General features: G+C 32.3%; 20 protein-coding genes and 1 pseudogene. All 21 read left to right on the top strand.

Annotated features, from left to right (window positions below; all coding sequences use genetic code 11):
• Positions 1-249: pseudogene (locus tag ACWIUX_RS07765) on the top strand (hypothetical protein); the annotation flags it as partial.
• On the top strand, positions 221-1,252 hold the full coding sequence (locus tag ACWIUX_RS07760) for an interleukin-like EMT inducer domain-containing protein (RefSeq protein WP_448590159.1): 1,032 nt from the start codon (positions 221-223) through the stop codon (positions 1,250-1,252). The pseudogene ACWIUX_RS07765 and the gene ACWIUX_RS07760, both read left to right, overlap by 29 nt.
• Entirely contained in the window at positions 1,252-3,444 is a 2,193-nt protein-coding gene (gene topA / locus ACWIUX_RS07755; RefSeq protein ID WP_448590158.1) for a type I DNA topoisomerase, read from the top strand. Before ACWIUX_RS07760 ends, topA begins: the two co-directional genes overlap by 1 nt.
• Positions 3,445-3,446: 2 nt before the next feature.
• On the top strand, positions 3,447-4,778 hold the full coding sequence (gene trmFO / locus ACWIUX_RS07750) for a methylenetetrahydrofolate--tRNA-(uracil(54)-C(5))-methyltransferase (FADH(2)-oxidizing) TrmFO (RefSeq protein ID WP_448590157.1): 1,332 nt from the start codon (positions 3,447-3,449) through the stop codon (positions 4,776-4,778).
• Complete coding sequence (locus ACWIUX_RS07745; protein WP_448590156.1) at positions 4,775-5,671, top strand: tyrosine-type recombinase/integrase; 897 nt, start codon at positions 4,775-4,777, stop codon at positions 5,669-5,671. Before trmFO ends, ACWIUX_RS07745 begins: the two co-directional genes overlap by 4 nt.
• A gap of 23 nt (positions 5,672-5,694) precedes the next feature.
• Positions 5,695-6,420, top strand: coding sequence for a ribonuclease PH (rph, locus tag ACWIUX_RS07740; protein ID WP_448590160.1), 726 nt, complete (start codon positions 5,695-5,697; stop codon positions 6,418-6,420).
• A gap of 23 nt (positions 6,421-6,443) precedes the next feature.
• Positions 6,444-7,055, top strand: a complete 612-nt coding sequence (locus ACWIUX_RS07735) for an MBL fold metallo-hydrolase (RefSeq protein WP_448590155.1) — start codon at positions 6,444-6,446, stop codon at positions 7,053-7,055.
• Positions 7,056-7,095: 40 nt separating this feature from the next.
• Positions 7,096-8,298, top strand: coding sequence for a molybdopterin molybdotransferase MoeA (locus ACWIUX_RS07730; protein ID WP_448590154.1), 1,203 nt, complete (start codon positions 7,096-7,098; stop codon positions 8,296-8,298).
• A gap of 26 nt (positions 8,299-8,324) precedes the next feature.
• Positions 8,325-10,229: a molybdopterin biosynthesis protein gene (locus ACWIUX_RS07725; RefSeq protein ID WP_448590153.1), complete on the top strand. Its 1,905-nt coding sequence runs from the start codon at positions 8,325-8,327 to the stop codon at positions 10,227-10,229.
• 2 nt (positions 10,230-10,231) lie between these two features.
• Complete coding sequence (moaA, locus tag ACWIUX_RS07720; RefSeq protein ID WP_448590152.1) at positions 10,232-11,206, top strand: GTP 3',8-cyclase MoaA; 975 nt, start codon at positions 10,232-10,234, stop codon at positions 11,204-11,206.
• A gap of 1 nt (position 11,207) precedes the next feature.
• The gene (gene moaC, locus ACWIUX_RS07715) at positions 11,208-11,672 is read left to right on the top strand and encodes a cyclic pyranopterin monophosphate synthase MoaC (RefSeq protein ID WP_448590151.1); all 465 of its coding nucleotides are present in this window, start codon (positions 11,208-11,210) and stop codon (positions 11,670-11,672) included.
• Positions 11,673-11,709: 37 nt separating this feature from the next.
• Positions 11,710-12,207 carry a MogA/MoaB family molybdenum cofactor biosynthesis protein gene (locus ACWIUX_RS07710; protein WP_448590150.1) on the top strand — a complete coding sequence of 166 codons (498 nt, stop codon included), beginning with the start codon at positions 11,710-11,712 and terminating at the stop codon, positions 12,205-12,207.
• Positions 12,194-13,321 carry a molybdopterin-binding protein gene (locus tag ACWIUX_RS07705; RefSeq protein WP_448590149.1) on the top strand — a complete coding sequence of 376 codons (1,128 nt, stop codon included), beginning with the start codon at positions 12,194-12,196 and terminating at the stop codon, positions 13,319-13,321. The genes ACWIUX_RS07710 and ACWIUX_RS07705 overlap by 14 nt, the downstream gene beginning before the upstream one ends.
• 134 nt (positions 13,322-13,455) lie before the next feature.
• Positions 13,456-14,493, top strand: coding sequence for an AMIN domain-containing protein (locus ACWIUX_RS07700; protein WP_448590148.1), 1,038 nt, complete (start codon positions 13,456-13,458; stop codon positions 14,491-14,493).
• Between the two features lie 20 nt (positions 14,494-14,513).
• A complete protein-coding gene (gene pyrF, locus ACWIUX_RS07695; RefSeq protein WP_448590147.1) occupies positions 14,514-15,242 on the top strand; it encodes an orotidine-5'-phosphate decarboxylase in 729 nt (242 codons plus the stop codon).
• Positions 15,239-15,856: a phosphoribosyltransferase family protein gene (locus ACWIUX_RS07690; protein ID WP_448590146.1), complete on the top strand. Its 618-nt coding sequence runs from the start codon at positions 15,239-15,241 to the stop codon at positions 15,854-15,856. The genes pyrF and ACWIUX_RS07690 overlap by 4 nt, the downstream gene beginning before the upstream one ends.
• Positions 15,853-17,109 (top strand): histidine kinase dimerization/phosphoacceptor domain -containing protein, encoded by a 1,257-nt coding sequence (locus tag ACWIUX_RS07685; protein WP_448590145.1) that lies wholly within the window; start codon positions 15,853-15,855, stop codon positions 17,107-17,109. Before ACWIUX_RS07690 ends, ACWIUX_RS07685 begins: the two co-directional genes overlap by 4 nt.
• Positions 17,110-17,146: 37 nt before the next feature.
• Positions 17,147-17,782 (top strand): ANTAR domain-containing response regulator, encoded by a 636-nt coding sequence (locus ACWIUX_RS07680; protein WP_448590144.1) that lies wholly within the window; start codon positions 17,147-17,149, stop codon positions 17,780-17,782.
• Between the two features lie 1,196 nt (positions 17,783-18,978).
• Positions 18,979-19,326 carry a cytoplasmic protein gene (locus ACWIUX_RS07675; RefSeq protein WP_448590143.1) on the top strand — a complete coding sequence of 116 codons (348 nt, stop codon included), beginning with the start codon at positions 18,979-18,981 and terminating at the stop codon, positions 19,324-19,326.
• A 209-nt stretch (positions 19,327-19,535) separates the two neighbouring features.
• Positions 19,536-22,901, top strand: coding sequence for a helicase-related protein (locus ACWIUX_RS07670; RefSeq protein WP_448590142.1), 3,366 nt, complete (start codon positions 19,536-19,538; stop codon positions 22,899-22,901).
• Positions 22,898-23,737, top strand: an 840-nt coding sequence (locus tag ACWIUX_RS07665; RefSeq protein WP_448590141.1) for a DUF1156 domain-containing protein, incomplete at its 3' end; no start/stop codon positions are given. The genes ACWIUX_RS07670 and ACWIUX_RS07665, both read left to right, overlap by 4 nt.

Below are 23,737 nucleotides of genomic sequence, written 5' to 3'. Positions count from 1 at the left end.
ATTATAAGTTATTTGGATGATTTTAAAACACGAATATCAACTGAAATTGAAAGAAAGGTTTTAAAATTAATTGGCGGTGGTTGCCAAATTCCTTTTGGTTGTTATGTTTCTTTAACTGAAAATGGATTTTTTAAAATTTCTGCTTTTATAGAGAAGGATGGTAATATTAGAAAGGTTTTATTTGAAGAGGATTCTAAAAAAGATAAAAACGAGGTTGCTTATGAGATATATAAAAAACTTCTTTTCTGATAGAATTCTTTACTGTTTTCTGCAGTTTATTATAGTCTTATCTTTTTTTATTATTATAGCTTTCTGTAGAACTAATGCTTATGCGCAGGAAACAACTTTAAGTTTAAAATTGGGAAATGGAATGGTTGTTGTTCTTGGCGAACAAGCATCGCTTAGTAAACTTAAGGATATAATCCTTACAAGTAAAAAGAAATTTGAAAATATTCAAGATTTAGCTGATTTTATTACAAGTGAACATATAAGTGGAATTAAAGAAATCGGTTTGTTTGTTTCTGATAATTCACAACCGAGCGAAAACATAAAGAAGGTTTTTGACGGTACATTAGAGGAAGCCATCGAGAAGGGTGTAATACCTTATTTACCAACTAATATAAGTTTTACCCAGGCAAGAGAATTTTTGGAAAGTTTCGGTTATAACGTTATTTTTGGTCCTGACGTTTATCCTTTTGGAGATAAATTGAAGTGTGAAGTAAAGTTAGTAAGTTATGGGCTCAAAAACGGAAGTTATATTGAAATCAACAATAAAAAATACTATCCTAAAAATCTAGGTTACTTTCTGATTGCAATAGAACCAGATAACGGAAAAGTAATTAGTCAGGGCAACTTTAATACGTCATTTCACCATCAGGAAAACAACGCCTTAGTTGACTACCTTCAATCTGTACCGAAGGATTCCTTTTTGCTTGGCGTAATTAATGTAGAAGCAGTTAGGAAAATGGATAGTAATTCGTATACGCTACTAAACCAAATGGGTTTACATTTAGTCCCTCTTGGACGTTATGGATATAGTCATGCCTTTATTTTAGACGTAAAAGAAAAAAAGGCACTTGAAGCAAGATCTTCGAATGTATCAGAACTGTATTATGTTCCACCAGAAAAACTTAATGAGTCAGATTTTATCAAGATAATTAATAAAAAACCACTTCCCACAATTTACCTTGATGGATTACATCCGGACTCAAAGGTTTTTGTTTTTTTACTGCCGCAAAATAGGAGGTTTTAATGTCTGAAGAACGTAAAAAGAAAGTAATGATCGTTGAGTCTCCATCTAAAACTAAGACTCTTTCTAAAATATTAGGTAAGTCTTTGAAAATTCTTGCTTCAAAAGGGCACGTGCGTGATTTACCGAAGACAAGGCTTGGTATTGATATTGAAAATAACTTTGATCCTACTTTTAGGATTTTAAAAGAAAAAAGTAAACTTATTGAGGATCTAAGAAAAGAAGTAAAGGATGCAAAAATGGTCTATCTCGCTCCAGACCCAGACAGAGAAGGGGAGGCTATTGCATGGCACTTGAAAGAGGTTCTTAAATTAAAGGAAGGTCAGTATAAGAGGGTATACTTTAATGAAATTACAGAAAAGGCTGTAAAAGAGGCAATGAAACAACCAAGAGACTTAGATACAAAACTAATTGAAGCACAAAAGGCGAGAAGGATACTTGACAGAATAATAGGTTATAAAATCTCTCCATTTCTTTGGAAAACTATTCAAAGAGGACTTTCTGCTGGCAGAGTTCAGTCTGTTGCATTAAGAATGGTTGTTGAGAGAGAAAGAGAAATAAGAAATTTTGAAATCAAGAAATATTATACTTTTCAGATAAAGTGTTTGGATGACAATAATAAGGAATTTACACTAAAGTTATGCGACAAAAAGAATAACCCAATAAAATTTTTTGATGAGAACGAAGCAAATGAGCTTTATAAAATGTTAGAAGGAAAAGAGGTTGCTATAAAAAGTTTGGAGGTCAAGGAAAAGAAAAAGAGTTCACCATTTCCCTTTATTACCAGTACACTTCAACAAGAAGCGCAAAAAAAACATGGTTTTAGCCTGAAAAAAACGATGAAATTAGCACAAGCATTATATGAGGGTCTCCAAATTGGCTCTGAAGGTAGTATTGGATTGATTACATATATGAGAACGGATTCTTTTAACGTTTCACTTGAGGCGCAAGAAAATGCAAAAGAATTAATTTCTAAGTTGTTTGGAGAAAATTTTTATAAAAAATATTCGCCGAAAAAGCTTAAAGGTAGTCAAGAAGCGCATGAATCTATAAGACCTACTTCGGTTTTTAGATTGCCGGATGAAATAAAACAATATTTAAGCAAAGAATATTATCTTTTATACGATTTGATCTGGAAAAGATTTATGGCAAGTCAAATGGCCAATGCTGTTTATGATGCCCTTGAGATCAAGGGTGAAGTTGAAGGTTATGATTTCTTTGCGAGGTTTTTAAATTTGAAGTTCCCTGGATACCTGGTTTTATGGGAAGAAGAAAAGGAATCAGATGAAAACGATGAAGTTTTTCCTACATTAACTGAAGGAAAACTTTACAAAATAATTTCGGTAGATAAAATTGAAGGATTTCTTTCTCCGCCTCCAAGATATACCGAAGCTAGTTTGGTTAAAAGGTTAGAGGAGCTTGGAATTGGAAGACCGTCTACTTATGCACCAACTATAACTACTCTTCAAGAAAGAAATTACGTTAAAAAAGAGGGTAAAGTGTTGCTTCCAACAAAAATTGGTGAAGAAGTTGTTGATATGCTTATTAAATATTTTCCAGATATTGTCGATTATGAATTTACTGCAAAGATGGAGAGTGACCTTGACAAAATATTTACTGAAGAGGATAGAGTAAAACTTTTAAATGATTTTTATCAGCCATTTGAAATGAGCCTAAATAACTTTGAAGCAAATTCAAGTGAAATTTTTAATTCTTTAGAATCAGGAAAAAAATGTCCGTTATGCGGTTCGGATATGAAGCTAAGAATTAGTAAATTTGGCAGGTTTTATTCTTGCTCGAGGTATCCAGAATGTAAAGGTAAATTGCCATTTGAAGATTCTTCATATGGTAATAACGAAAATAACAATACTGATGAACAAAACTTGGATAACAACGAAGTTTCTATAGAAGAATCAGATGTTGAATGTCCGGTATGTGGAAGTAAAATGGTGGTAAAAAGGAGTAGATTTGGAAAATTTTTAGCTTGTTCAAAGTATCCTGACTGTAAAACTACCTTGCCCTATGGTAAGAAAGCTGAAAGAAACTGCCCAAAGTGTGGTGGACAATTACTTAGGATCTTTAGCAAAAAGGGCAAACCTTATTATAAATGCGTAAATAAAAGTTGCAACTTTTACTGTTTTAAATTATCAGAGATTGATGAAGACAAAAAGGCTGAAAAGTCTTTAAAGAACTGACAATGAATTTTAATAAAGCTAAGGATAGGATAAAGATAATAGGTGCAGGCTTAGCTGGAAGTGAAGCTGCTATTTTTTTATTGGAACGAGGATATCTACTTGATATTTATGAAATGAGACCAGCGATTAAGACTCCTGTTCACAAAACAGATTTATTTGCCGAACTTGTATGTAGCAATTCTCTTGGTAACAAAGATATTATTTCGGCATCTGGTTTGCTTAAAGAAGAAATTAAAATTTTAGGTTCCAATCTTATAAGAATAGCTGAGGATTGTTCAGTTGAGGCAGGTCAGGCGCTTGCTGTTGATAGAGAAAAGTTTTCTAAATGTGTTACTGACAAGATAATTTCTAATTCAAATGTTAATGTTTTTAGAGAGGAAATAAAATCGATCCCTGAAGATAGTTTCGCTATTGTAGCTACTGGGCCTCTTACTTCTGAAAGTTTGTTTAACTACTTTAAAAATTCTTTAAATAGCAAAGATCTATACTTTTATGACGCAACCTCACCTATTGTAAAGTATGATTCTATTGACTTAAAACATGCGTTTTGGGGAAATAGATATGGCAAGGGAGAAGGCGCATATCTAAATTGTCCTATGACTAAGGATGAGTATGATTTCTTTTATGAGGAACTTATAAAAGCTGATAGGGTAAGAAGTCATCTTCCTGATGAAGAAAGATATTTTGAAGGTTGTATGCCAATAGAAGAACTTGCAAAAAGAGGTAGGGAAACGCTTTTGTTTGGTCCTTTAAAGCCAAGGGGGCTAAAAGATCCTAATACAAACAAAGAACCATACTGTGTTGTTCAGCTTAGAGCAGAAAATAAAGATAAAACCCTCTTTAACATTGTTGGATTTCAAACCAGACTCACCTTTAAAGAACAAAGTAGAATATTTAGACTTATTCCAGCTTTAAAAAATGCTGAATTTGTAAGGTATGGAGTAATGCACAAAAATGTTTATTTTAACTCATCTACATTAATAAAGGAAAATTTGGAGTCAAAAAAATTTAACAATGTTTTCTTTGCAGGACAAATTATTGGAACAGAAGGTTATGTTGAGGCAATTGCCACCGGATTATTAGCGGCTATTAATTTACACCTAAAAATTCATGACAAAGGTTATCTTGCCTTACCGAAGACTACAATATTAGGATCTTTGATAAACCATATTATCAACGTTGCAACAGATAAGCCTGCTCCGATGAACGCTTCATTTGGTCTATTACCACCTCTTTTAGAAAAATTAAATAAGAAAAGAAGATACGAAGAATATGTAAAAAGATCCTTGTATGATTTAAATAGATATCTTTCCGATTTTCAGTACAAGTTATGAGAATAAATAAATCTCAAATTCTTGACTTCTTAAATTATTTGCAGTTTAACAAATTAAGCTCTCAAAATACTATTAGAGCTTATGAAAGCGACCTCTTTAGTTGGCTCGACTTTTTAGAAAACAAAAAGGGTGAGTTGAAAGAATCTGAAATACCAAAAATAACTAATGAGTGGATAATGCAAGGACTTAACTATAAATTTTTAAAAAAAACTTCAGTATCAAGAAAGATTTCTGCAGTCAAATCATTTTTAAATTATCTTTATAAATTTAATTTAATAGAAAATAAATTATCTTTAACTTTAAAAAATCCCAAAAAAGACAAATTACTTCCAAAATACTTAAATCCTTCAGATGTGGCAGATGTTGTTAAAAAAAGCTCTTCTTTTGATAGCTTTAGTAAAATCAGAAATTCTTTAATCATTCTTTTGTTATTTAATACAGGAATGAGAATAAGTGAATTAAAAGATATAAAAATTGAAGATATCAATTTTGACAGAAACGAAATTAGAACAATTGGCAAGGGAGATAAAGAGAGAATTGTTTTCTTTACAGATTATACGAAAGATCTTCTAAAAAAGTATATTTCAAAAAGAAAAAAGATTAAAACTAATAGTCGATATCTTTTTCTTTCGAGATTGGGTAAGGGCATTAGTGAGAGAATGATAAGATACATTGTTTCTAATACCTGGAAGATGCAAACTGGAAAGGGTATTACTCCACATCAACTTAGACATTCTTTAGCAACATTCTTGCTTAATGAAGGAGTAGAATTAAAATATATTCAAGAAATTTTAGGACATGAAAACATTAATACTACAAATATTTACGCAAAGCTATCTGAAAAAACAATAAAAACAGAGTACTATAAATCATTAGGAAAATTAGAAAAGTAAATTTTTGAGAGGAGTGTGCAAAAATTAGACTTGATAAAACAAGAAAGAATGATGAATTAAGGCCAATTGAAATCATTAAGGATTTTTTAATTTATCCTGAGGGAAGTGTTTTAATTTCTTTTGGCAATACAAAAGTGATATGTAATGCTTCGGTGGAAGATAAGGTTCCACAATTCTTGAAAGGCTCTGGTAAAGGCTGGATTACTAGTGAGTACAGTATGATACCGCGTGCTACACAAGATAGAAACGCAAGAGAAAGTACTTCAGGAAAGGTATCTGGTAGGAGTCAAGAAATCCAAAGAATTATAGGAAGGTCCTTAAGAAGTGCTGTGGATCTAAGCCTTCTTGGTGAGAGAACAATATTTATTGATGCAGAAGTTATACAAGCAGATGCTGGGACAAGATGCGCTAGTATTACAGGAGGTTTTGTTGCTTTAGTTCTCGCTTTAAGAAAATTAAAAGAGTATGGCTTAATAAAGACAAGTCCTTTAAAATATTATGTTGCAGCTGTTTCTGTTGCTATTTTGGACGACGAAGTAATATTGGATCCAAATTTTGAGGAAGATGTAGTAGCAGATGTTGATTTGAACGTTATTGCTAATGAAAATAAAGAGATAATTGAAATTCAAGGAACTGCTGAAAAAAAACCCTTTACTAGAGAGAAACTAAATGAAATACTTTATATTGCATATAGTGGGATTGAGAAGATAATAGCTATGCAGAAGAAAGTCTTGAAGCTTACTCGATAAAATAAAATATGAGGAGCTAAGAAATGGAAATAAAAACTCTTAGTGTTGGGATTTTTGCAGCAAATTGTTATATAGTTGAATTTGATAATAAAGGCGTTGCCATTATTGATCCGGGTGACGAAGAAGATAAAATTTCAAAAGAACTTGATGGTAAGAATTTAAAATGGATCCTTTTAACACACGGTCATGCTGACCATATTATGTGCGTAAACTCGTTGAAGAACAAATATAATCCAAAGGTTATTGCTTCTATTAAAGAAAAAGAAATTATTGAAAATCCAGAGCTTAATCTTTCTAAGCAATTTGGTTTTTCGTATAGAGTGAGCGCCGATTTATACGTTCAAGAGGGTATAATCAACTTAGATGATTATAGGGTACAAATACTGGAAACCCCTGGACATACGCCTGGATCTGTTATTTATATAATTGAAAATTATATGTTTACAGGTGACACCCTTTTCAAGGACTCGATTGGTAGAACAGATTTGCCAGGAGGGGATAAAATTTCCATGAAAAAAACTTTGGAAAAATTATATAAAATAGAGACTGACTATATAGTTTTGCCTGGGCATGGGCCTTCAACATCTCTAAAATATGAACAAAAAAATAATCCTTATTTTTTCTTAGACCTATAATGATTAAATTAAAAAATAATGTAAAGAAGTTGCTGCTAATATGATCAAATTTTTAAAATTGTCACCCTTTCAAAATGCATTAGATTTTTGCAAATTTTTTTCTTCAATTGAAGTCTTTGAAGAGCTAAATATTTTTCAATTAAATAATAGAGTTTCTTTTGAAGACGTGTCATCAAGATTTTCACTTCCCTTAGAAAATCGTTCAGCAGTTGATGGTTATGCAGTCTTTTCTGAAGAAACTTTTGGTTCTAGTGAAAATACTCCAGTTTTATTAAGACTTCTCGGTGAACAAAAGGTGGGCGACCCTCCTCTAAGCATTGAAAGAGGCGGATGTGTGAAAGTTGCTACAGGCAGCACTCTTCCGATCAATTCTAATGGCGTAGTTATGTTAGAACATACTAAAACTTCTGGAGAATTTGTTGAAGTATATAAAGCAATTTCATATTATGAAAATGTATTAAAAAAGGGAGAAGATTTTAAAGAGGGTTATGTTCTCGTTAACAAAGGAAAGAGAATAAATTTTAGAGATTGCGCAATTTTGGCCGCTTCTGGTTTTGAAACTATTAAAGTTTATAAAAAACCAAGAGTTGCAATAATTTCTACAGGCGATGAAATTATATCTTATAAAGAAAAGTTAACAGTTTCAAAGATATACGATGCTAATGGACCTTTAATTGTAAATGGCATAGAAACCTTTGCTGAACCAATTTTTTTGGGAGTTGTTAAGGACAACAGAAAGGATCTTGAGGAAAAATTCAACTATGCCATAAAAAATTGTGACTGTATATTCATTTCTGGTGGTAGTTCAATTGGAGAAAGGGATTATGTCGAAGAAGTAATCAAGAGTTTTGGTGAAGTTATATATCACGGTTTTCTTGTAAAACCTGGAAAACCACTTTTGCTTGGCAGAAATGGTAACATGCCAATTGTAGGTTTTCCTGGGCATCCATTGCCTGTTATGATTTACTTAAATCTTGTTGGAATCCCAATTTTAAAAAAGCTTGGCGGTGATAGAGATTTTTATCCAAAAAGCGATAAAGGAATTTTGCGCGACCCTATTTTTTCTGTTCCTGGTAGAGTTGATTTAATAATGGGTTACAAAGAAAATGACCTTGTTGTTCCTTTATTAAGTAAGTCTGATTATATTTCTTCTGCTACCAAGTCAGAACTAATAATTAAAATTCCAGAAGACAGAGAAATTGTTTTAGAGGGCGAGGAAGTAGAGATATTCTTGTGGGAATAAATTTCATCTATTAAGGAGTCAACTATATGGCTAGAAAGCTTTATAGAAAATTAATGGAACCTGAAAAAGCTCTTGAGCTTATATTAAATGAAGTTGAAAGGTTAAAAAAGAGTCCAATCGGTTTTGAGAAAGTAAAAACTAGCCTTTCAGGTGGTAGAATAGCTGGTGAAAATATTTTAGCTCAGATTGCTTGTCCAAATTTTCAATCCTCTGCGATGGATGGCTATGCGCTCATAGCTAAATCAACTAAAGAAGCTAGTATCCATTCTCCGCTCAAGGTGGAAAAGGACATGTTTATTGAAGTTGACACGGGTGATTTTGTTCCTTATCCTTTCGATTGCGTTGTAATGGTTGAAAAAACAAGGTTAAATCCAGATGGAACTATAACCATATTTGAGGCAATGCATCCTGGTGAGAATATTAGGTTGATAGGTGAAGATTTTAACCCAGGAGAGATAGTGGTCTATGAAGGTCAAGAAATTTCTACATTTGAAATTATGTCGCTTCTTGCAACTGGAAACGAGATTATAAGTGTAAGCAAGCAACCAAGAGCAGTAATAATAGCTACTGGAGATGAGATTACAAATAGATATGAAAATGTAGATAAGAATATGTATTTTAATTTTAACGGTCCAGCTATATCATATTACCTTAAAACAAACGGAGCTTTAGTAGAAGAAACTCCTATATTACCTGATAAACTAGAAATTTTGGAAGAATACATATCCAAATATAGCGATTTTGACTTGATATTGATGATTGGGGGATCCTCTTTTGGGAGAGATGATTATACAGCAAGCCTTTTAGAAAAAAAGGGTAATTTACTTGCGCACGGAGTTTATCTACGACCTGGAAAACCTGTGATTCTTGGTTCTATTAATAAGTCAATTTTTATTGGTTTGCCAGGATATTCTGCTGCATGTGCAGTAGTTTTGGATTATTTTGTTAAGCCTATTCTGAACGCAATGACTGGCAAAATAGAATCTAATAAAAGAATTCCTGTTAATATTTACAAAACTATAACTTCTAGTTCTGGAGAAGAAGAAAGGATAAGAGGTCAAGTTGCAAAAATAAAAGACAAAGTATTCTTCTATCCTTTGGCTAGATCTTCTAGTTCGGTTTCTTCATTATTGTATTGTGATGGCATTTGTATATTAGAAAAGGGAGTGCAAGGCTGTAATACTCAAGATATTTTTGACTTCATATTCTGGAAAAAGGAAGATCTAAGTGAAAGCTCTATCGTGGTTCTTGGTAGCAACGATCCGCTTTTGCCATATATATCATCCAAGCTTTACAAGAATTTTAAATTAAGAATTGTCACATCTCCTTGTGGGAGTTTGGCTGGGATTGCTGCTTTAAAAGATGGAGTTTGTCATGTTGCAGCTACCCACTTATTTGACAGTGTGAGTGGAGAATATAACATTCCATATATATTAAAATATTTTAATAAAGGTGATACAATATTATTAACGTTAGCATATAGACAGCAGGGTATGATGGTAAAAAAGGGGAATCCTTTTAAAGTAAAGACTCTCGAAGACGTAATTTCGAAGGGGTTAAGGATTGTGAACAGACAAAAGGGAGCTGGTACTAGAGTGCTTTTAGATTATGAGATAAATAGACTGGGTTTTGAGCCTAAGCAAATTTTAGGTTATGAAAATGAAGTATTTACTCATTATGCAGCTGCGACCAGTATTCTTAGTGGGGTAGCAGATGTTGCTTTTGGTATACAGTATATTGCAGATTATCTAGGTCTGGATTTTATTCCATGGAAAAAGGAAGTCTTTGAACTATGTATGCGCAAAGATGACTTAGGCGACTCCAAGCTAATTTCTTTAATTGATTTAATTAAGAGTAAATCTTTTGTTGATAAAAATATGAGCTTTAGTGGTTATGACTTTTCTGATACTGGAAAAATAAGGGGGGTTTAGCCGTGCTTGATTTGTACAAAAGAAATATAGATTATGCTAGAATCTCAGTTACAGATAGGTGTAATTACAGATGTGTGTATTGTATGCCTGAAAAGGGCGTAAAATTTATTCCACATAAGGAAATCTTAAGATTCGAAGAAATAGTTAGAACGATTAGAATCTTAAAAGAACTAGGTATTAAGAAGGTAAGATTAACGGGTGGAGAACCATTAGTTAGAAAGAACTTTGTAGAGCTTGTAAAAGAAATAACAAAAATAGGTCTCGATGATATTTCAGTCACTACTAACGGCTCTCTTTTAAAAGTTTATGCTATAGACTTATATAAAGCCGGCTTAAGAAGATTAAACATAAGCCTTGACACGTTAAATTGTGAAAGATTTAGGGATATAACGAGAAAGGGTAATCTCGTAGATGTTTTAGATGGTATTGAAAAGGCTATTGAAGTTGGTTTTAACCCTGTAAAGTTAAATGTGGTAGTGATGAAAGGGATAAATGATGGAGAAGATCTAATTGCTTTAGCAAACCTTGCAAGGGATAGAGAAATTCACGTAAGATTTATTGAGATAATGCCTATTGGTGATAACGACCAAAACGAGAAATTTATAAGTTGTGACGATATGCGAGAGAAAATATCAGAGCTATTTAAACTCGAAACAGTTAAGGGTCCTTTTGGGAATGGCCCTGCAGAATATTACAAATTTGAAGGTGCAAGAGGTACGCTCGGTTTTATTTCCCCTCTTAGCAAACACTTTTGCGCAAGGTGCAACAGGATAAGAATTACTTCGGATGGAATGATAAGGCTTTGTTTGTTTTCTGATGTTGAGTATAACCTAAAAGAAAAGCTCAGATCTGGTTTAACAGATGAAGATATAAAAAGATTTATTTTAGACACATTATCCTTAAAACCAAAAGGTCATCCATATATTCAGAAGGCAAGAGAAATTTATCACAGAAATATGTCGGCTATTGGAGGGTAACATGTTTACTCATTTAGATGATAAAGGAAAAGCGCAAATGGTAGATATAGGAGACAAGGTTGAAACAGTAAGGGTTGCTAAGGCTCAAGCTTTTATAAAATTGTCAGAAGGGACTTTAAACCTGATCAATGATCAAAAAGTTCCCAAGGGGGATATCTTTTCTACATCAAGGATTGCTGGAATCATGGCAGCAAAAAAAACATGGGAGTTAATTCCTTTAACGCATCCAATACCAATAAACCAAATAAGTATTGATTTTGAAATAAAGAATGATGGGATCTTAATTTTTTCTCAGGTAAAAACTAACTTTAAAACAGGAGTGGAAATGGAGGCTTTGATAGCGGTTAACGTAGCAGCGCTCACTATATACGACATGATAAAGGCGGTAGAAAAGGGGGCTATCATTGAAGATGTAAAGTTGTTGTATAAATCAGGTGGGAAATCAGGTACATATGAATACGCCTGATGTTAACAGAAAAAAATATTTTTAGGTGGAGGTAGGTTTGGATAAAAGGGTAACTTTTGCTGTAGTAACCTTATCTGATACAGGGTATAAGAAAGAAAGGGAAGATTTAAGCGGGAGAAAGATTATTGAAATTTGTGAAAAAAGAGGTTTTTTGTTGTCCTGTTATGAAATTTTGCCGGATGATAGAGATTTGCTGGTACAAAAATTGATTGAACTTTCTAATCAAAAGATAAATTTAATATTAACAACTGGTGGAACGGGTTTTTCAGAAAGAGACAACACGCCTGAAGCTACTAAAGAGGTTATTGAAAGAGAAATTCCTGGAATTCCTGAGGCTATGAGAAATTTTAGCCTTCAAAAGACGAATAGAGCAATGCTTACTAGAGGAGTATGTGGTATTAGGAAAAAATCAATAATTTTAAATTTGCCTGGTAGTGTGAGGGCTGTAGAAGAGTGTTTGAACTTTATAATTGAACCTCTTGAACATGGTATTGATATTTTGATGGGCTGGGACAAAAATTGTGGTAGAACTTAGCGAAGGTAAAAGAGATTATTTAGATATAGTCGAAGAACTTCTGCGTTTTTTGCCACCTGCAAATTCACAGGAAGTGACGTCAACACATTGTGTTGGAGAAGTATTGTACGAAGATGTTGTTTTGAAAGAGAATTTTCCGAAATATTTTGTTAGCAGATTTGACGGTTATTTATGCAAGGGCCAACCACCATTTAAGTTAGTTAAGGAAATATATCCAGGTGATGATCTAATTTTTTCTATTGATGAAGGTTGCTGTATTTTTTTAGCTACTGGTTCTTTTGTTAAAGAAATTGAGAGCAATCTACAATTTTTTAAAATAGAAGATGTAAAAATTGATGGCAATTTAATAACCCCTTTATTTGAAGAGACAAAGAATAATTGGATAAAACCTGGAAGTGATTTTTTAGCAGGTGATAAAATTTTTTCTAGTGGTAAGAAACTTTCTTATAAAGATAAATTTGCATTAGAACTTTTAGGTATTAGATTGGTCAAGGTATTCAAGAGGTTAAATCTAAGTATAATTAACACTGGAACTGAGCTAATAAATAAAGGCGATCTTTCTCAAGTTGTACCGTTGTCAAGTTGGATAATATCGCCTATTGCTCATTTTGATGGATTTAATGTAATTCAATCTGGTCCAATTGCTGATAACGAAATTCTTTTAGAAGAAGTTTTAAGAGAAAATTCAAATAGTGATATTATATTATTTATCGGTGGAACTGGAAAAGGAAAAAGAGATGTTATCAGAAAGGTTTTAAATTCAAAAGCTAGGCCAATTTTTGAAAAATTTAATACTCCAATAGGTAAAAACAGCTATGCTTATCTATATGATGACAAAATAATATTAGGTTTTTCTGGAATTATTCAGGCAAGTGTAGCCCTTTATTATTTGATTTTACGAAGTTTGATATTTAAACAAAGAGGATTAAAATTTGAGAACCTTGTTGACTTTTGCGAAATCCAAGAAAAGCCTGTAAATGGCAAATGCAATTGGTATTTAAACGAAAAAATTGAAAATGGCAAGCTGATTCTCAAAAAATGTAATTTCTTAAATTCTGAATTTGTCGCATTTCATTTAAACAAAGAGCTATTTATTCAAAAGACAGATTTTTAAACTGTATTTTTCGATGTTTTTTAAGTAAATAGAATTTTATAAATGATATAATATTGATGTTATCCGTAATTAATATTTTCTTGCTAATCTTTTTGGAGGGAGCGTTTCATTACCTTTTACGGGGTGAGTTTAAAATGAAATTTTTTCTAACCTTTATATCTTTGTTTATTTTGTTAAATGTGAGAGTAGCTTATGCTGATACGTTATCAATGGTTCAAAACATTACCTACAAGGAGACAGAAAATGGAGTAAAAGTTTTAGTCAACGTCAAGGGCAATCCAAATTTTAATTACTTCAGGTTGTCTGATGGAAGAATAGTGTTAGATATTGATAAAGCTTTTGTTTCTAAAAAAGGTGATATCAAGATGACATCTTCTATTGTAGAAGGAATACATTTTGCTCAAAATACTCCCGATAAGGTTAGAGTGGTTATTGAAAGCGATAAAAATTGCCCATATATTGTTTCAAAGGTTTCAGATGGTCTAGAAGTCAATGTTGGAAATTTTAAGATATCCAATAGTGATTCAAATGGAAATCAAATCCCACCTACAAACAACTCCTCAAATCTAAGAAATTCAATAACGAGTTTTACTGGAACTCAACCAGAAATAGTTGGCAATTCAGGGAGAAATAATCCTGGTAATTTAAGATCCGCTTACGGGGGGTTTAACAGCTACAAAGATTTAGGTTCTGGTATATACGCTGCATATTATAATATTATTCGAAAACCAGGTTACTATAATGGCGGAAATGAATCAATTAAAAAAATTATTTACACTTGGGCACCACCTACAGAAAATAATTCATCTAGATATTTAAGCGATGTAATTAGATATTGTAGAAAGTATGGCTTAAATATAGATGAAGATACTATCTTTTCGAATCTATCTTTAGAGCAACAAGAAATAGTGCTGAGTGCTATATTTAACGAAGAAGGGAATAGGGATTGGATAAACGCAACCAAAAATTTCACTGATCAGCAAAAGATTGCCTTAATTAACGATTCGATCTTGCAACACTCAACGTCAAATTATGTTGCCTCAAATACTTCAGAACAAAATCAATCAGCAACGACTACAACTACAGAACCTGAAAAGCCTAAGGAATCTTCACAAGGAATAGATAAATTTTTAGGCAAAACTATCATTGGAATAATTAGGACTATCTTTTAAACTAAAAAAGATATAATATAATGCAGTCTAGAATGTCGGATGGTGATAAATTGGAATCAAATGTTATAGTTGCGCTTGACTTAGATAATCTAAAAGAAATTGAAAAAAATGTTAAAACTCTTTCAAGTTTGACTAATTGGTTTAAGATAGGTTATCAAATAATATCTTCGATTGGGATAAAGGAATCAATTGAAATTGTTAAATCCTTTAACTGCAAAGTTTTTTTAGATGTGAAGTTATATGATATTCCAAATACCGTTGCAAATGCAGTAAAGAATTTTTCTGATTTATATGTAGATATGTTAACCATTCACATTAGTGGTGGTTCTAAGATGATACGAGAGGCCTTAAAGGGCGTTGGTTCTAACAACAATACAAAGGTTTTAGGTGTCACTCTTTTGACTAGTTTTTCTCAGGAAGAAGCCAAAAAAATTTATGGCTTAGATAATACTATGGATATAACAAGAAAATTTGTAGAAATTGGTTATAACTCTGGATTAAGGTGGTTTGTTTGCAGTCCTCTTGAATTAGGTTTACTAAAAAAGGAATTTACAGATTGCTTTTTTGTTGTGCCTGGAATAAGGCCTGTATGGAGCCTTAAGGAAGACCAAGAAAGATTTGCTACACCTTATCAAGCAAAATTAAACGGTGCAAGTTATATTGTGGTTGGAAGGCCTGTGTTAAGACCAAATAACCATCGTACTCCATTGGAAGCTTTAAAATCGATCATTGAGGAGTTTAACGCATGAGTGAAAACAATGATGTTCTAGAATTTTTAAAAAAACATAACGCTATTGTTTACGGTCACTTTATATATACATCAGGGAAACACGGGAAAGTTTATATAAACAAGGATGCTCTTTATATAAAGCCAAAGGTTATTTCAGAGCTATGTCTTGAAATGTCAAAGATAGTTCAGAATATAAACTTTGATGTAGTTTGCGCTCCAACAATTGGTGGTGTAATACTCTCTCAGTGGATTGCATATCACAGCTCAAATTTAAAGAATTGTGAGATTTTATCCATTTTTTCTGAAGAAGTGGATGGGAAAAGGGTTCTAAAAAGGGGATATGATAAAGTTATTGAAAACAAAAAGGTGATAGTTGTGGACGATGTTTTAACTACAGGGTCATCAATAAAAAAGGTTATAGATGCTGTTAGAAGTTGTAATGGTATTGTTCAGGGAAGCCTTTCTCTAGTTAACAGAGGGAATGTAACTGCAGACGATATTGGTTCGCCATTTTTAAAAAGTCTTCTCAATATTAATTTTGAATCTTTTGAACCCGAAGTTTGCCCCTTATGTAAAAATAACATTCCAATAAATAGAGACTTGGGAAAAGGCAAAAAAATGCAAAATTTATGATTTCTGATGAAAAATGGCGTTTTAAGTTTGTATCAAGCGTATTTAACGCTGATGTTTTTTTAATAGATATCTCGGAAAAAAATAGTTTTAACGTTGAACAAATAATATGCAAAATCCACAGTGATGAAAGGGTAATGGTATCAAAAAAGTTTGTAGAATTCGTAGAAAAAAACCGAAACAAAGATTATAAATTGCCCTTTTTCTACAAGGAAAAAGGGCATATATTTTCTGAGGAATATTATTATCTAGATTATCATACATATGTAATGCTTAAATACAATGCGAAAAACATGCCAAACTTCAAACAATTTAGTGATTTCAAAGATACTTTAGTTTTAGGAGCTCTGAATGCCAATCCTTGCAAAGATCTATTTTCAACCTCCCTTTCACCTGAAGATGGAATTGTTGTCTTGGATGAAAATTTAAATGAACTTTATTCATCTTCTAACGCTAGACTTATTTACACTAAGGCTACCAACATCACTGATTTTTCCAAAAGCAGTACATGGAAAGAATTTTTTTCAAAAAGCAAGTTCATAAATCCAGGAATTTTTTCAAAAACCCTTAAAAACGAAAATTTTATGGCACAACTATCATTTTTCCCTTTATATAAAGAAAATATTTTGAGATATTTCATAGTAATTGTAAGAGATCTTTCAAAAAACTTACAACTTGAACTAGAAAGGGAAAAACAGATAAATACTATGAAAGAGATTCATCATATGATAAAGAATAATCTTCAGATAATTAAAAGCATAATAAATATTAAATCAAGAAGGCTATCTGATAAAGAACTTATAGAAGATGTATCAGTAAAACTTGAGTGCCTTGCAAAAATACATGAACGATTGATTAACGTCAATGAAGAAGTTTCTCTCAAGGAATTGTTAGAAAGTCTATTTAAAATTTTAATTAATTCTGGAAAAGAAAGGATATATGTTTATGGTGATTTGGTAGGAAAATATCAAAATATGCTTCTTTTAATTCTTGCACTAATAGAACTTATGCAGAATTCTCTGAAATACGCTTTTGTTAACGAAGAAAGATCTAAGATATTTATTTCAGTAGTTAACTATGTTGAAAGAGTAAGAATTACTTATTTGGATTTTGGAGAGTACAAAGTCCAGGGAACTAGCAGAGGATATGGTAGCGATTTAGTAAAAGGCCTTTTGGTAGACGGTTTGAATGCTTCCTACAAGAAACTAAGGACTGTAAAAGGTAATCTATTTGAAATTATTTTACAGAAATTTTGATATAATCTTTTTTTAAATATATCAAAAGAGGTGTAGAGTGTCAGGTGAGATGAGACAATCTTCAAAAAATAAAAATAAAAATCCTATAAAGGTTTTTATTGCTGATGATGAATTTTTAATTAGATTAGATATGAAAGAAGAATTAGAAAAAGAAGGATTTATGGTTGTTGGCGAGGCAAAAGATGGCGCTGAAGCCTTGTCTGAAATAAAGAGATTAAAACCTGATGTTAGCGTTATTGATATTATGATGCCTCATCTGGATGGCCTTAAGATCGCTGAAAGGTTAAAAAACGATGACTTTGGAGCCATTGTTTTCTTGACTGCCTATAACAACCAGGATTTTATAGAAAGAGCTTCAAAAATTGGTGCTTTTTCATATCTATTGAAACCCTATAGAATCGGTGAGCTAAAAAGTGCGATTCTTCTTGCTTATGAAAGATATAACGAGTCTAAGAAACTAAAAGAAAAGAATGCTGAACTTGAAGAATCCCTAAAAACCAAAAACCTTCTTTATAGGGCGAAACTATTCATAATAGAACAAACCAAATTAAGCGAAAATGAAGTTCATAAAAGGATGCAAAAATACTCTATGGATAATAGAATTTCTATAGGAGAACTTGCTGAGATTATTTTGAAATCTAAGAATATTCCAGATGAAATTAAAAATCCTTAAACAACTTGGGATATGCTTCGTAGCCTATTTCGTACAAATCTGAACCGATTTCTTCGCAGTTGGGGTGATATCTGAGATTTGAAAATTTATTCATTAATTTTAAGATAATTAGATTTGATATCCAAATATAAAGAGTGGATAAGGCAAAGATGATAAAAGTGCTAAAGCCATTAAGTATACTTAAAATTATTATCAAGGATAATAAACTTAATATAACAGGTACTATAAGGAAAAGCGGGTCATCAAATAAAAATTTCACTTCGATTTTATTTTGAATATAAATATTTAAAAATGATATTATAAATGTTAAGGGGAATACTACATAAGAGGGGTTAATCAAACTGCCAGATACAGAAAAAATCATAAAAGTAAAAAGTGATGATATCAATATTAACGGATCTATTTTTTTAGTTATAAAGATGGAAGATAGTGAGCTACCTATGATGGATAAGGAAAAATTTGAAAAAATAAATCGAATCCAATCTGGATTACTTTCTTGAAAAAAGCTTATTGTCGAAAATATAAAAATCAACGATCCAAAATATATAAAAATTATATTATTTCCTGGTATTGCAATAGACCTTCCATCCTTTGTGAATCTACCTATACGCGGTCCAATAAAGTGGCTAATTGAAAGACACGATATCGATGAGTAGAGAGCTACTAAGAAGATAAAAAGAATCTGATTTGATTCGCAGAAGTTAAAATATCTTAGCAGCAGTAGAAAAAGGAAGTAAAAAGCTGGACAAAAAAGTAATATTTGAAATATTAAATATATAAAGATGGTCTTTATTGAAGTCTTTTCAATAAATTGAGTAGTGATTATCGATAGTGAAAATAGAGAAAATATAAAATATATGAAATTAATCTGTATGTTTAAAATATAAAAAAATATCATTGGCAAAAAATCTAAGGCGCTCAGTATAAGATATATTGTAATTAGCGTAAGGACATTCTTTGACCTGATAGAGCCGACAGCCAAAAGTTGAAAGCCAATAAAGGCTATTAGAAATGGGATATAAGTAAAATAATTCATAACAATATTTTATACTATTTTATGCGAAAATAAAATTTTTTCCCATTTATTTTATGACGATCTGAAAAACATCTTTATTTTAGTGGTATAATAGGGCATATAAAAGTTTTTAGAGATGTCTTATTTAATATTTGGGTGGTTAAACGAAGGGAGTTTAAAGATGAAAAAGGTAGCACTTTTTGCGTTCAGGGGAGATTCAATGTGTTTTATTCATGTCTTGCTTTATGCAATAGAGTTACAGGAACAAAAAATTGATGTGAAGGTAGTGCTTGAGGGAGAGTCTACAAAATTAGTTCCCGAATTATACAACGAAAGTAGCCCTCTTTATAATTTAGCCCAGAAAGTAATTAGTTTCAATCTACTTGAAGGAGTCTGTAAAGCTTGTTCGATGAAGATGGGAACACTGGATGAGGCTAAAAAAAGAGGATTAACAATATTGTCTGAGATGTCAGGACATGCAGGAATGGCAAGGTTTATAAAGGAAGGCTTTGAGATTATAACTTTCTAAGAAATTTGATATCTCATAATAAAATCTACCTGAACTTACTAATTTATGCATAAATATTTCTTACTTGTACAGTTTTTGGTTTATAATTAAATGTGCTTTAGGGGATGATATTTTATTGCCAATTATGAAAAAAACAAAGATATTGCTATTGCTAATATATTTTTTGATGAAGGTTGGGGTATGATAAAACTAATAAATGGTAGGATAAGATGGAAGAGTGCGTATCTAAAAAATTAAAAAAGGACGATTTAATTTCTGGCCCTTATTGGCCTGAAAGCGTTACTCTTAAAATTGTAGAAGAAGAAGGGGAATTTATACATATAGTTGGTGCCACTACCAAAAGCAAAAGGTATATTGATCAGTTTTTGACCTTAAACGAGCTTGAAAAAATTCAAATTTTGGATAAGACGTCATATTTTAAAGAAGAGGCATGGAAGGTTTTTCTTGCAGTAGAAGCATTAAGGTACAGATATGCCTCATTATACGATCCACTGCTTGCAGTAAATATTTCTAAGGTTGAGCCACTTCCACACCAAATTGAAGCTGTATATGGATATGTGCTGAAAAATCCAAGAATACGATTTTTAATTGCCGATGATCCTGGTGCTGGTAAGACTATCATGGCAGGTCTAATTATTAAAGAGCTTAAGTTGCGCAATTTAGCAAAAAGAATTCTTATAGTTACTCCGGGACACATAAAGGATCAGTGGAGGAGGGAATTAAAAGAGCGATTTGATGAAACATTTGAGTTGATCGATCGCAATCGACTTGACAATGAATATAAAACGAACATTTGGGAAAAAGAGAATCAAGTCATTACTTCAGTTGATTTTGCCAAAAAAGATGATGTAATACGCACACTTAATGCTACAAGGTTTGACCTTATTGTTGTAGATGAAGCCCATAAGATGAGTGCATATAGATATGCTGGCAATATAGATAAATCCGATCGTTACAAACTTGGTGAAGTGCTTTCTAATATTACCGAACATTTACTATTTCTTACTGCAACTCCACATAAAGGTGATCCAGAGAACTTTAGACTTTTTCTCGATTTGCTCGAAAAGGGCTTCTTTGCTAATAACGACATGGTAAGAGAATCGGTTACCAACAAAGACAACCCATTGTTTATAAGAAGAATTAAAGAAGATTTAAAAGATTTTGAGGGAAAACCATTATTTTTGCCGCGTTATGTAAAAACAATTTATTTTAATTTAGGTGAATCATCACCAAATGAAAAAGAGTTGTACAATGAACTCTCAAAATACGTTGAAAATCAATATAACTTAGAATCTCTAAGTAACTCAACAAAAAGAAGAAATATCGCTTTTGTACTGGCTATATTACAAAGAAGGTTGGCATCAAGCACATATGCGCTTTTAAGATCACTTGAAAGAAGAAAGAAAAAACTTGAGGATTCGCTCAATTTTTCTCAAGATCAAAATAATAAGAAATCCGAAATATATGATTTCGAAGAAATTGAGGATATGTCTGAAGATGAACGCTGGCAAAAAGAATACGAGTGGGAAACTTTTAGTACTGCTAAATCAAAAGAAGATTTAAAAAAGGAAATTGTTACCATTCAGTCACTTATTAAAAGGGCAAAAGGTATAATTGATAATGAAGAGGAAATTAAACTTAAAAAACTAAAAGAATCCTTGGTTGAACTAGGCAAACATGTTAAAGAAAAAAATCAAAGAAAGATTCTTATTTTTACCGAATCACGCGATACGCTTGAGTACCTTGAAAATAAGATAGACAAATGGGGTTATAAGGTAAATACAATCCATGGTGGGATGAATTTAGACGATAGGGTAAACGCAGAATCAGTTTTTAGAAATGAAACCGAAGTAATGGTTGCAACTGAAGCTGCTGGCGAAGGTATCAATCTGCAATTTTGTAATTTAATGATCAATTACGATATACCGTGGAACCCAAATAGGCTTGAGCAAAGAATGGGTAGAATACACAGGTATGGTCAAACAAGAGAGGTATTCGTCCATAACCTTGTAGCTAATGATACACGCGAAGGTAAAGTGCTTGAGACCCTTTTTAATAAAATAGAAGAAATACGAAATGCCTTAGGGAGCGATAAAGTTTTTGATGTATTGGGTGAGATAATTGACTCAAAGCAATTCTCAAAGGCAATTATTGATGCTGCCGTAAATGCTAGAAATATAGATGATATACTTAAAGATATTGAAATCAGGGTTGATGAAGAGTATTTGATAAAAATAAGAGAAAACCTTGGCGAAACGCTCGCTACAAGGTACATAGATTATACAAGGATAAAAGAACTTGCACAAAAGGCAAAGGAGAACCGTTTAATCCCCGAATATACACAAAACTTTTTTGTTAAAGCCTTTGAAAAGGCTGGTGGCAAGATACGCGAAATTAAAGCTCCAGAAATAATATCCATAGAATCGGTTCCTTATAGTATTAAAAGATTTTCTTATGATGAAAAATTTAAAAAGACCTATGGGGGTGTGCTAAGTAGGTATCCAAAGGTAGTCTTTGATAAAGAATATTTAAAGAAATACCCAACAGCTGAATTTCTTACCTTTGGTCATCCACTCTTTGAGGCAACATTAAATTGGGTTGAAAAGGAATGCGAAAATAGCATTAAAACGGGCGGTACCTTCTACGATCCTGATGGCAAATTAGATGGATTTATAGTCTTTTATGAAGGCGAGATAAGAGACGGTACTGGTGCTATCGCAGGAAAACGTTTGTTTTCGTTTTTTGTAAATAATGAAGGATCAAAGATTATTGCATCTTCTATACTTTGGGATTTGATAGAAGAAAATAAGCAATCTGAAGAATCTACAGTAGATATTGAAGAGATAAAAAATAAAACTAAACAGTTGGCTATTGAAACGTTAAGTCAATATAAAAAGGAATTACTCGAAGAACGAAAAAGACAGGCAGAAATAAAACAAAAATATGGAGTAAAATCTCTTGACTATTTTATTTCAAAACTTGATGGCGAATTGATTGAACTTGAAGATAGGAAAGCTAGTGGTGAAAATGTAGATCTTGCCATAAGAAACAAGGCAGAAAGAAAATCAGAATACGAAGAATCACTTAAAGAATTGAAAAAACTCATAGAACAAGAACAAAGTCTAACAATAACTATGCCAAGTTTTTTGGGTATTATTCGGGTAAAACCTATAAGAACAAGGGATCAAGATATGGTAAGTGATGAAAAGATAGAAAAAATAGGTATGCTGCTTACTATGGAATATGAGCGCAATAATCAAAGAGAACCAGAAGATGTCTCGGATCAAAATCTTGGATTTGATATACGCTCAAAGGATAAAGATGGAAATTTACGCTATATTGAAGTAAAAGCAAGAGCAGAGGATGGGGATATTGCATTAACGCAAAATGAATGGTTTATAGCTAAGCGTTTTGGTGATGACTATTATCTATACGTGATATTTAATGCTTCTACAAGCCCTGAACTTAAGATAATTCAAAACCCGGCAAAAAACCTGATTCCTCAGACAAAGATTGAGCAAGTACGCTACATAATCGATAAATTCCAAATCACAGAAAAAGGGGCAAAGATGTGAGTGAAAAACGATTTATAGAAGAATCATTTCCTGTTAAAGAAGTAGGGATAGAATCAGCAAGAGAAAAAAATATACGACATGGCCACATTTCGACACTCCATATCTGGTGGGCAAGACGTCCTTTGGCATCATCGAGAGCAACAAATTATGCAGCTTTGATTAAAGCACCAGAAAATATAGATGAGTGGAACAGTAAGAGAAATTTCATTATAGAGTTTTCAAAATGGGAAAATTCTTTAAATCAACAAATGATTGAAAGGGCAAGAAATGAAATATTAGAGTCAAATGGCGGTGTTCCTCCAAAGGTCCTTGACCCATTTGGTGGCGGAGGGTCAATACCACTTGAAGCCTTGCGCTTAGGCTGTGAAACGTACAGCAATGACTATAACCCAGTGGCAGTTCTTATTCAAAAGTGTACTTTAGAATATCCTCAAAAATATGGACAAACAAAAGAAATAGAAGAAGAAACTGCACTTTTAGGAAATAAACAAAGAAGTAAAAAGACTATAAATTTACTTTTAGAAGATGTAAAAAAATGGGGCAACTGGGTATTGGAAGAGGCAAAAAAGGAGATTGGAAGATTTTATCCAGATGAACCAGACGGTTCCATTCCTGTTGGCTACATTTGGGCACGTACAGTTACCTGTCAAAACCCATCTTGCGGTGTAAAAATTCCTTTAATGCGCCAATATTGGCTTGCCAAAAAGGATAAAAAGAAAATTTCATTAAAACCATATGTGAAAGATAAAAAGGTTGAATTTGAGATAGTAGGGGAAAATACTCCATTTCCAAAGGACTTTGACCCAGAAAGAGGCACTGTTGCTCGAGCCGTTGTG

Source organism: Thermodesulfobium sp., from assembly GCF_053498235.1.
This window is presented reverse-complemented; position numbering and strand designations above follow the sequence as displayed.

Bases quoted from the DNA above. Each gene is read 5' to 3' on its own strand.
- ACWIUX_RS07725 (WP_448590153.1), top strand. From the start codon at position 8,325: ATGGCTAGAAAGCTTTATAGAAAATTAATGGAACCTGAAAAAGCTCTT.
- ACWIUX_RS07760 (WP_448590159.1), top strand. From the start codon at position 221: ATGAGATATATAAAAAACTTCTTTTCTGATAGAATTCTTTACTGTTTT.
- ACWIUX_RS07735 (WP_448590155.1), top strand. From the start codon at position 6,444: ATGGAAATAAAAACTCTTAGTGTTGGGATTTTTGCAGCAAATTGTTAT.
- ACWIUX_RS07690 (WP_448590146.1), top strand. From the start codon at position 15,239: ATGAGTGAAAACAATGATGTTCTAGAATTTTTAAAAAAACATAACGCT.
- ACWIUX_RS07745 (WP_448590156.1), top strand. From the start codon at position 4,775: ATGAGAATAAATAAATCTCAAATTCTTGACTTCTTAAATTATTTGCAG.
- ACWIUX_RS07685 (WP_448590145.1), top strand. From the start codon at position 15,853: ATGATTTCTGATGAAAAATGGCGTTTTAAGTTTGTATCAAGCGTATTT.
- moaC (WP_448590151.1), top strand. From the start codon at position 11,208: ATGTTTACTCATTTAGATGATAAAGGAAAAGCGCAAATGGTAGATATA.
- topA (WP_448590158.1), top strand. From the start codon at position 1,252: ATGTCTGAAGAACGTAAAAAGAAAGTAATGATCGTTGAGTCTCCATCT.
- ACWIUX_RS07730 (WP_448590154.1), top strand. From the start codon at position 7,096: ATGATCAAATTTTTAAAATTGTCACCCTTTCAAAATGCATTAGATTTT.
- ACWIUX_RS07675 (WP_448590143.1), top strand. From the start codon at position 18,979: ATGAAAAAGGTAGCACTTTTTGCGTTCAGGGGAGATTCAATGTGTTTT.
- ACWIUX_RS07700 (WP_448590148.1), top strand. From the start codon at position 13,456: ATGAAATTTTTTCTAACCTTTATATCTTTGTTTATTTTGTTAAATGTG.
- pyrF (WP_448590147.1), top strand. From the start codon at position 14,514: ATGCAGTCTAGAATGTCGGATGGTGATAAATTGGAATCAAATGTTATA.
- ACWIUX_RS07670 (WP_448590142.1), top strand. From the start codon at position 19,536: ATGGAAGAGTGCGTATCTAAAAAATTAAAAAAGGACGATTTAATTTCT.
- trmFO (WP_448590157.1), top strand. From the start codon at position 3,447: ATGAATTTTAATAAAGCTAAGGATAGGATAAAGATAATAGGTGCAGGC.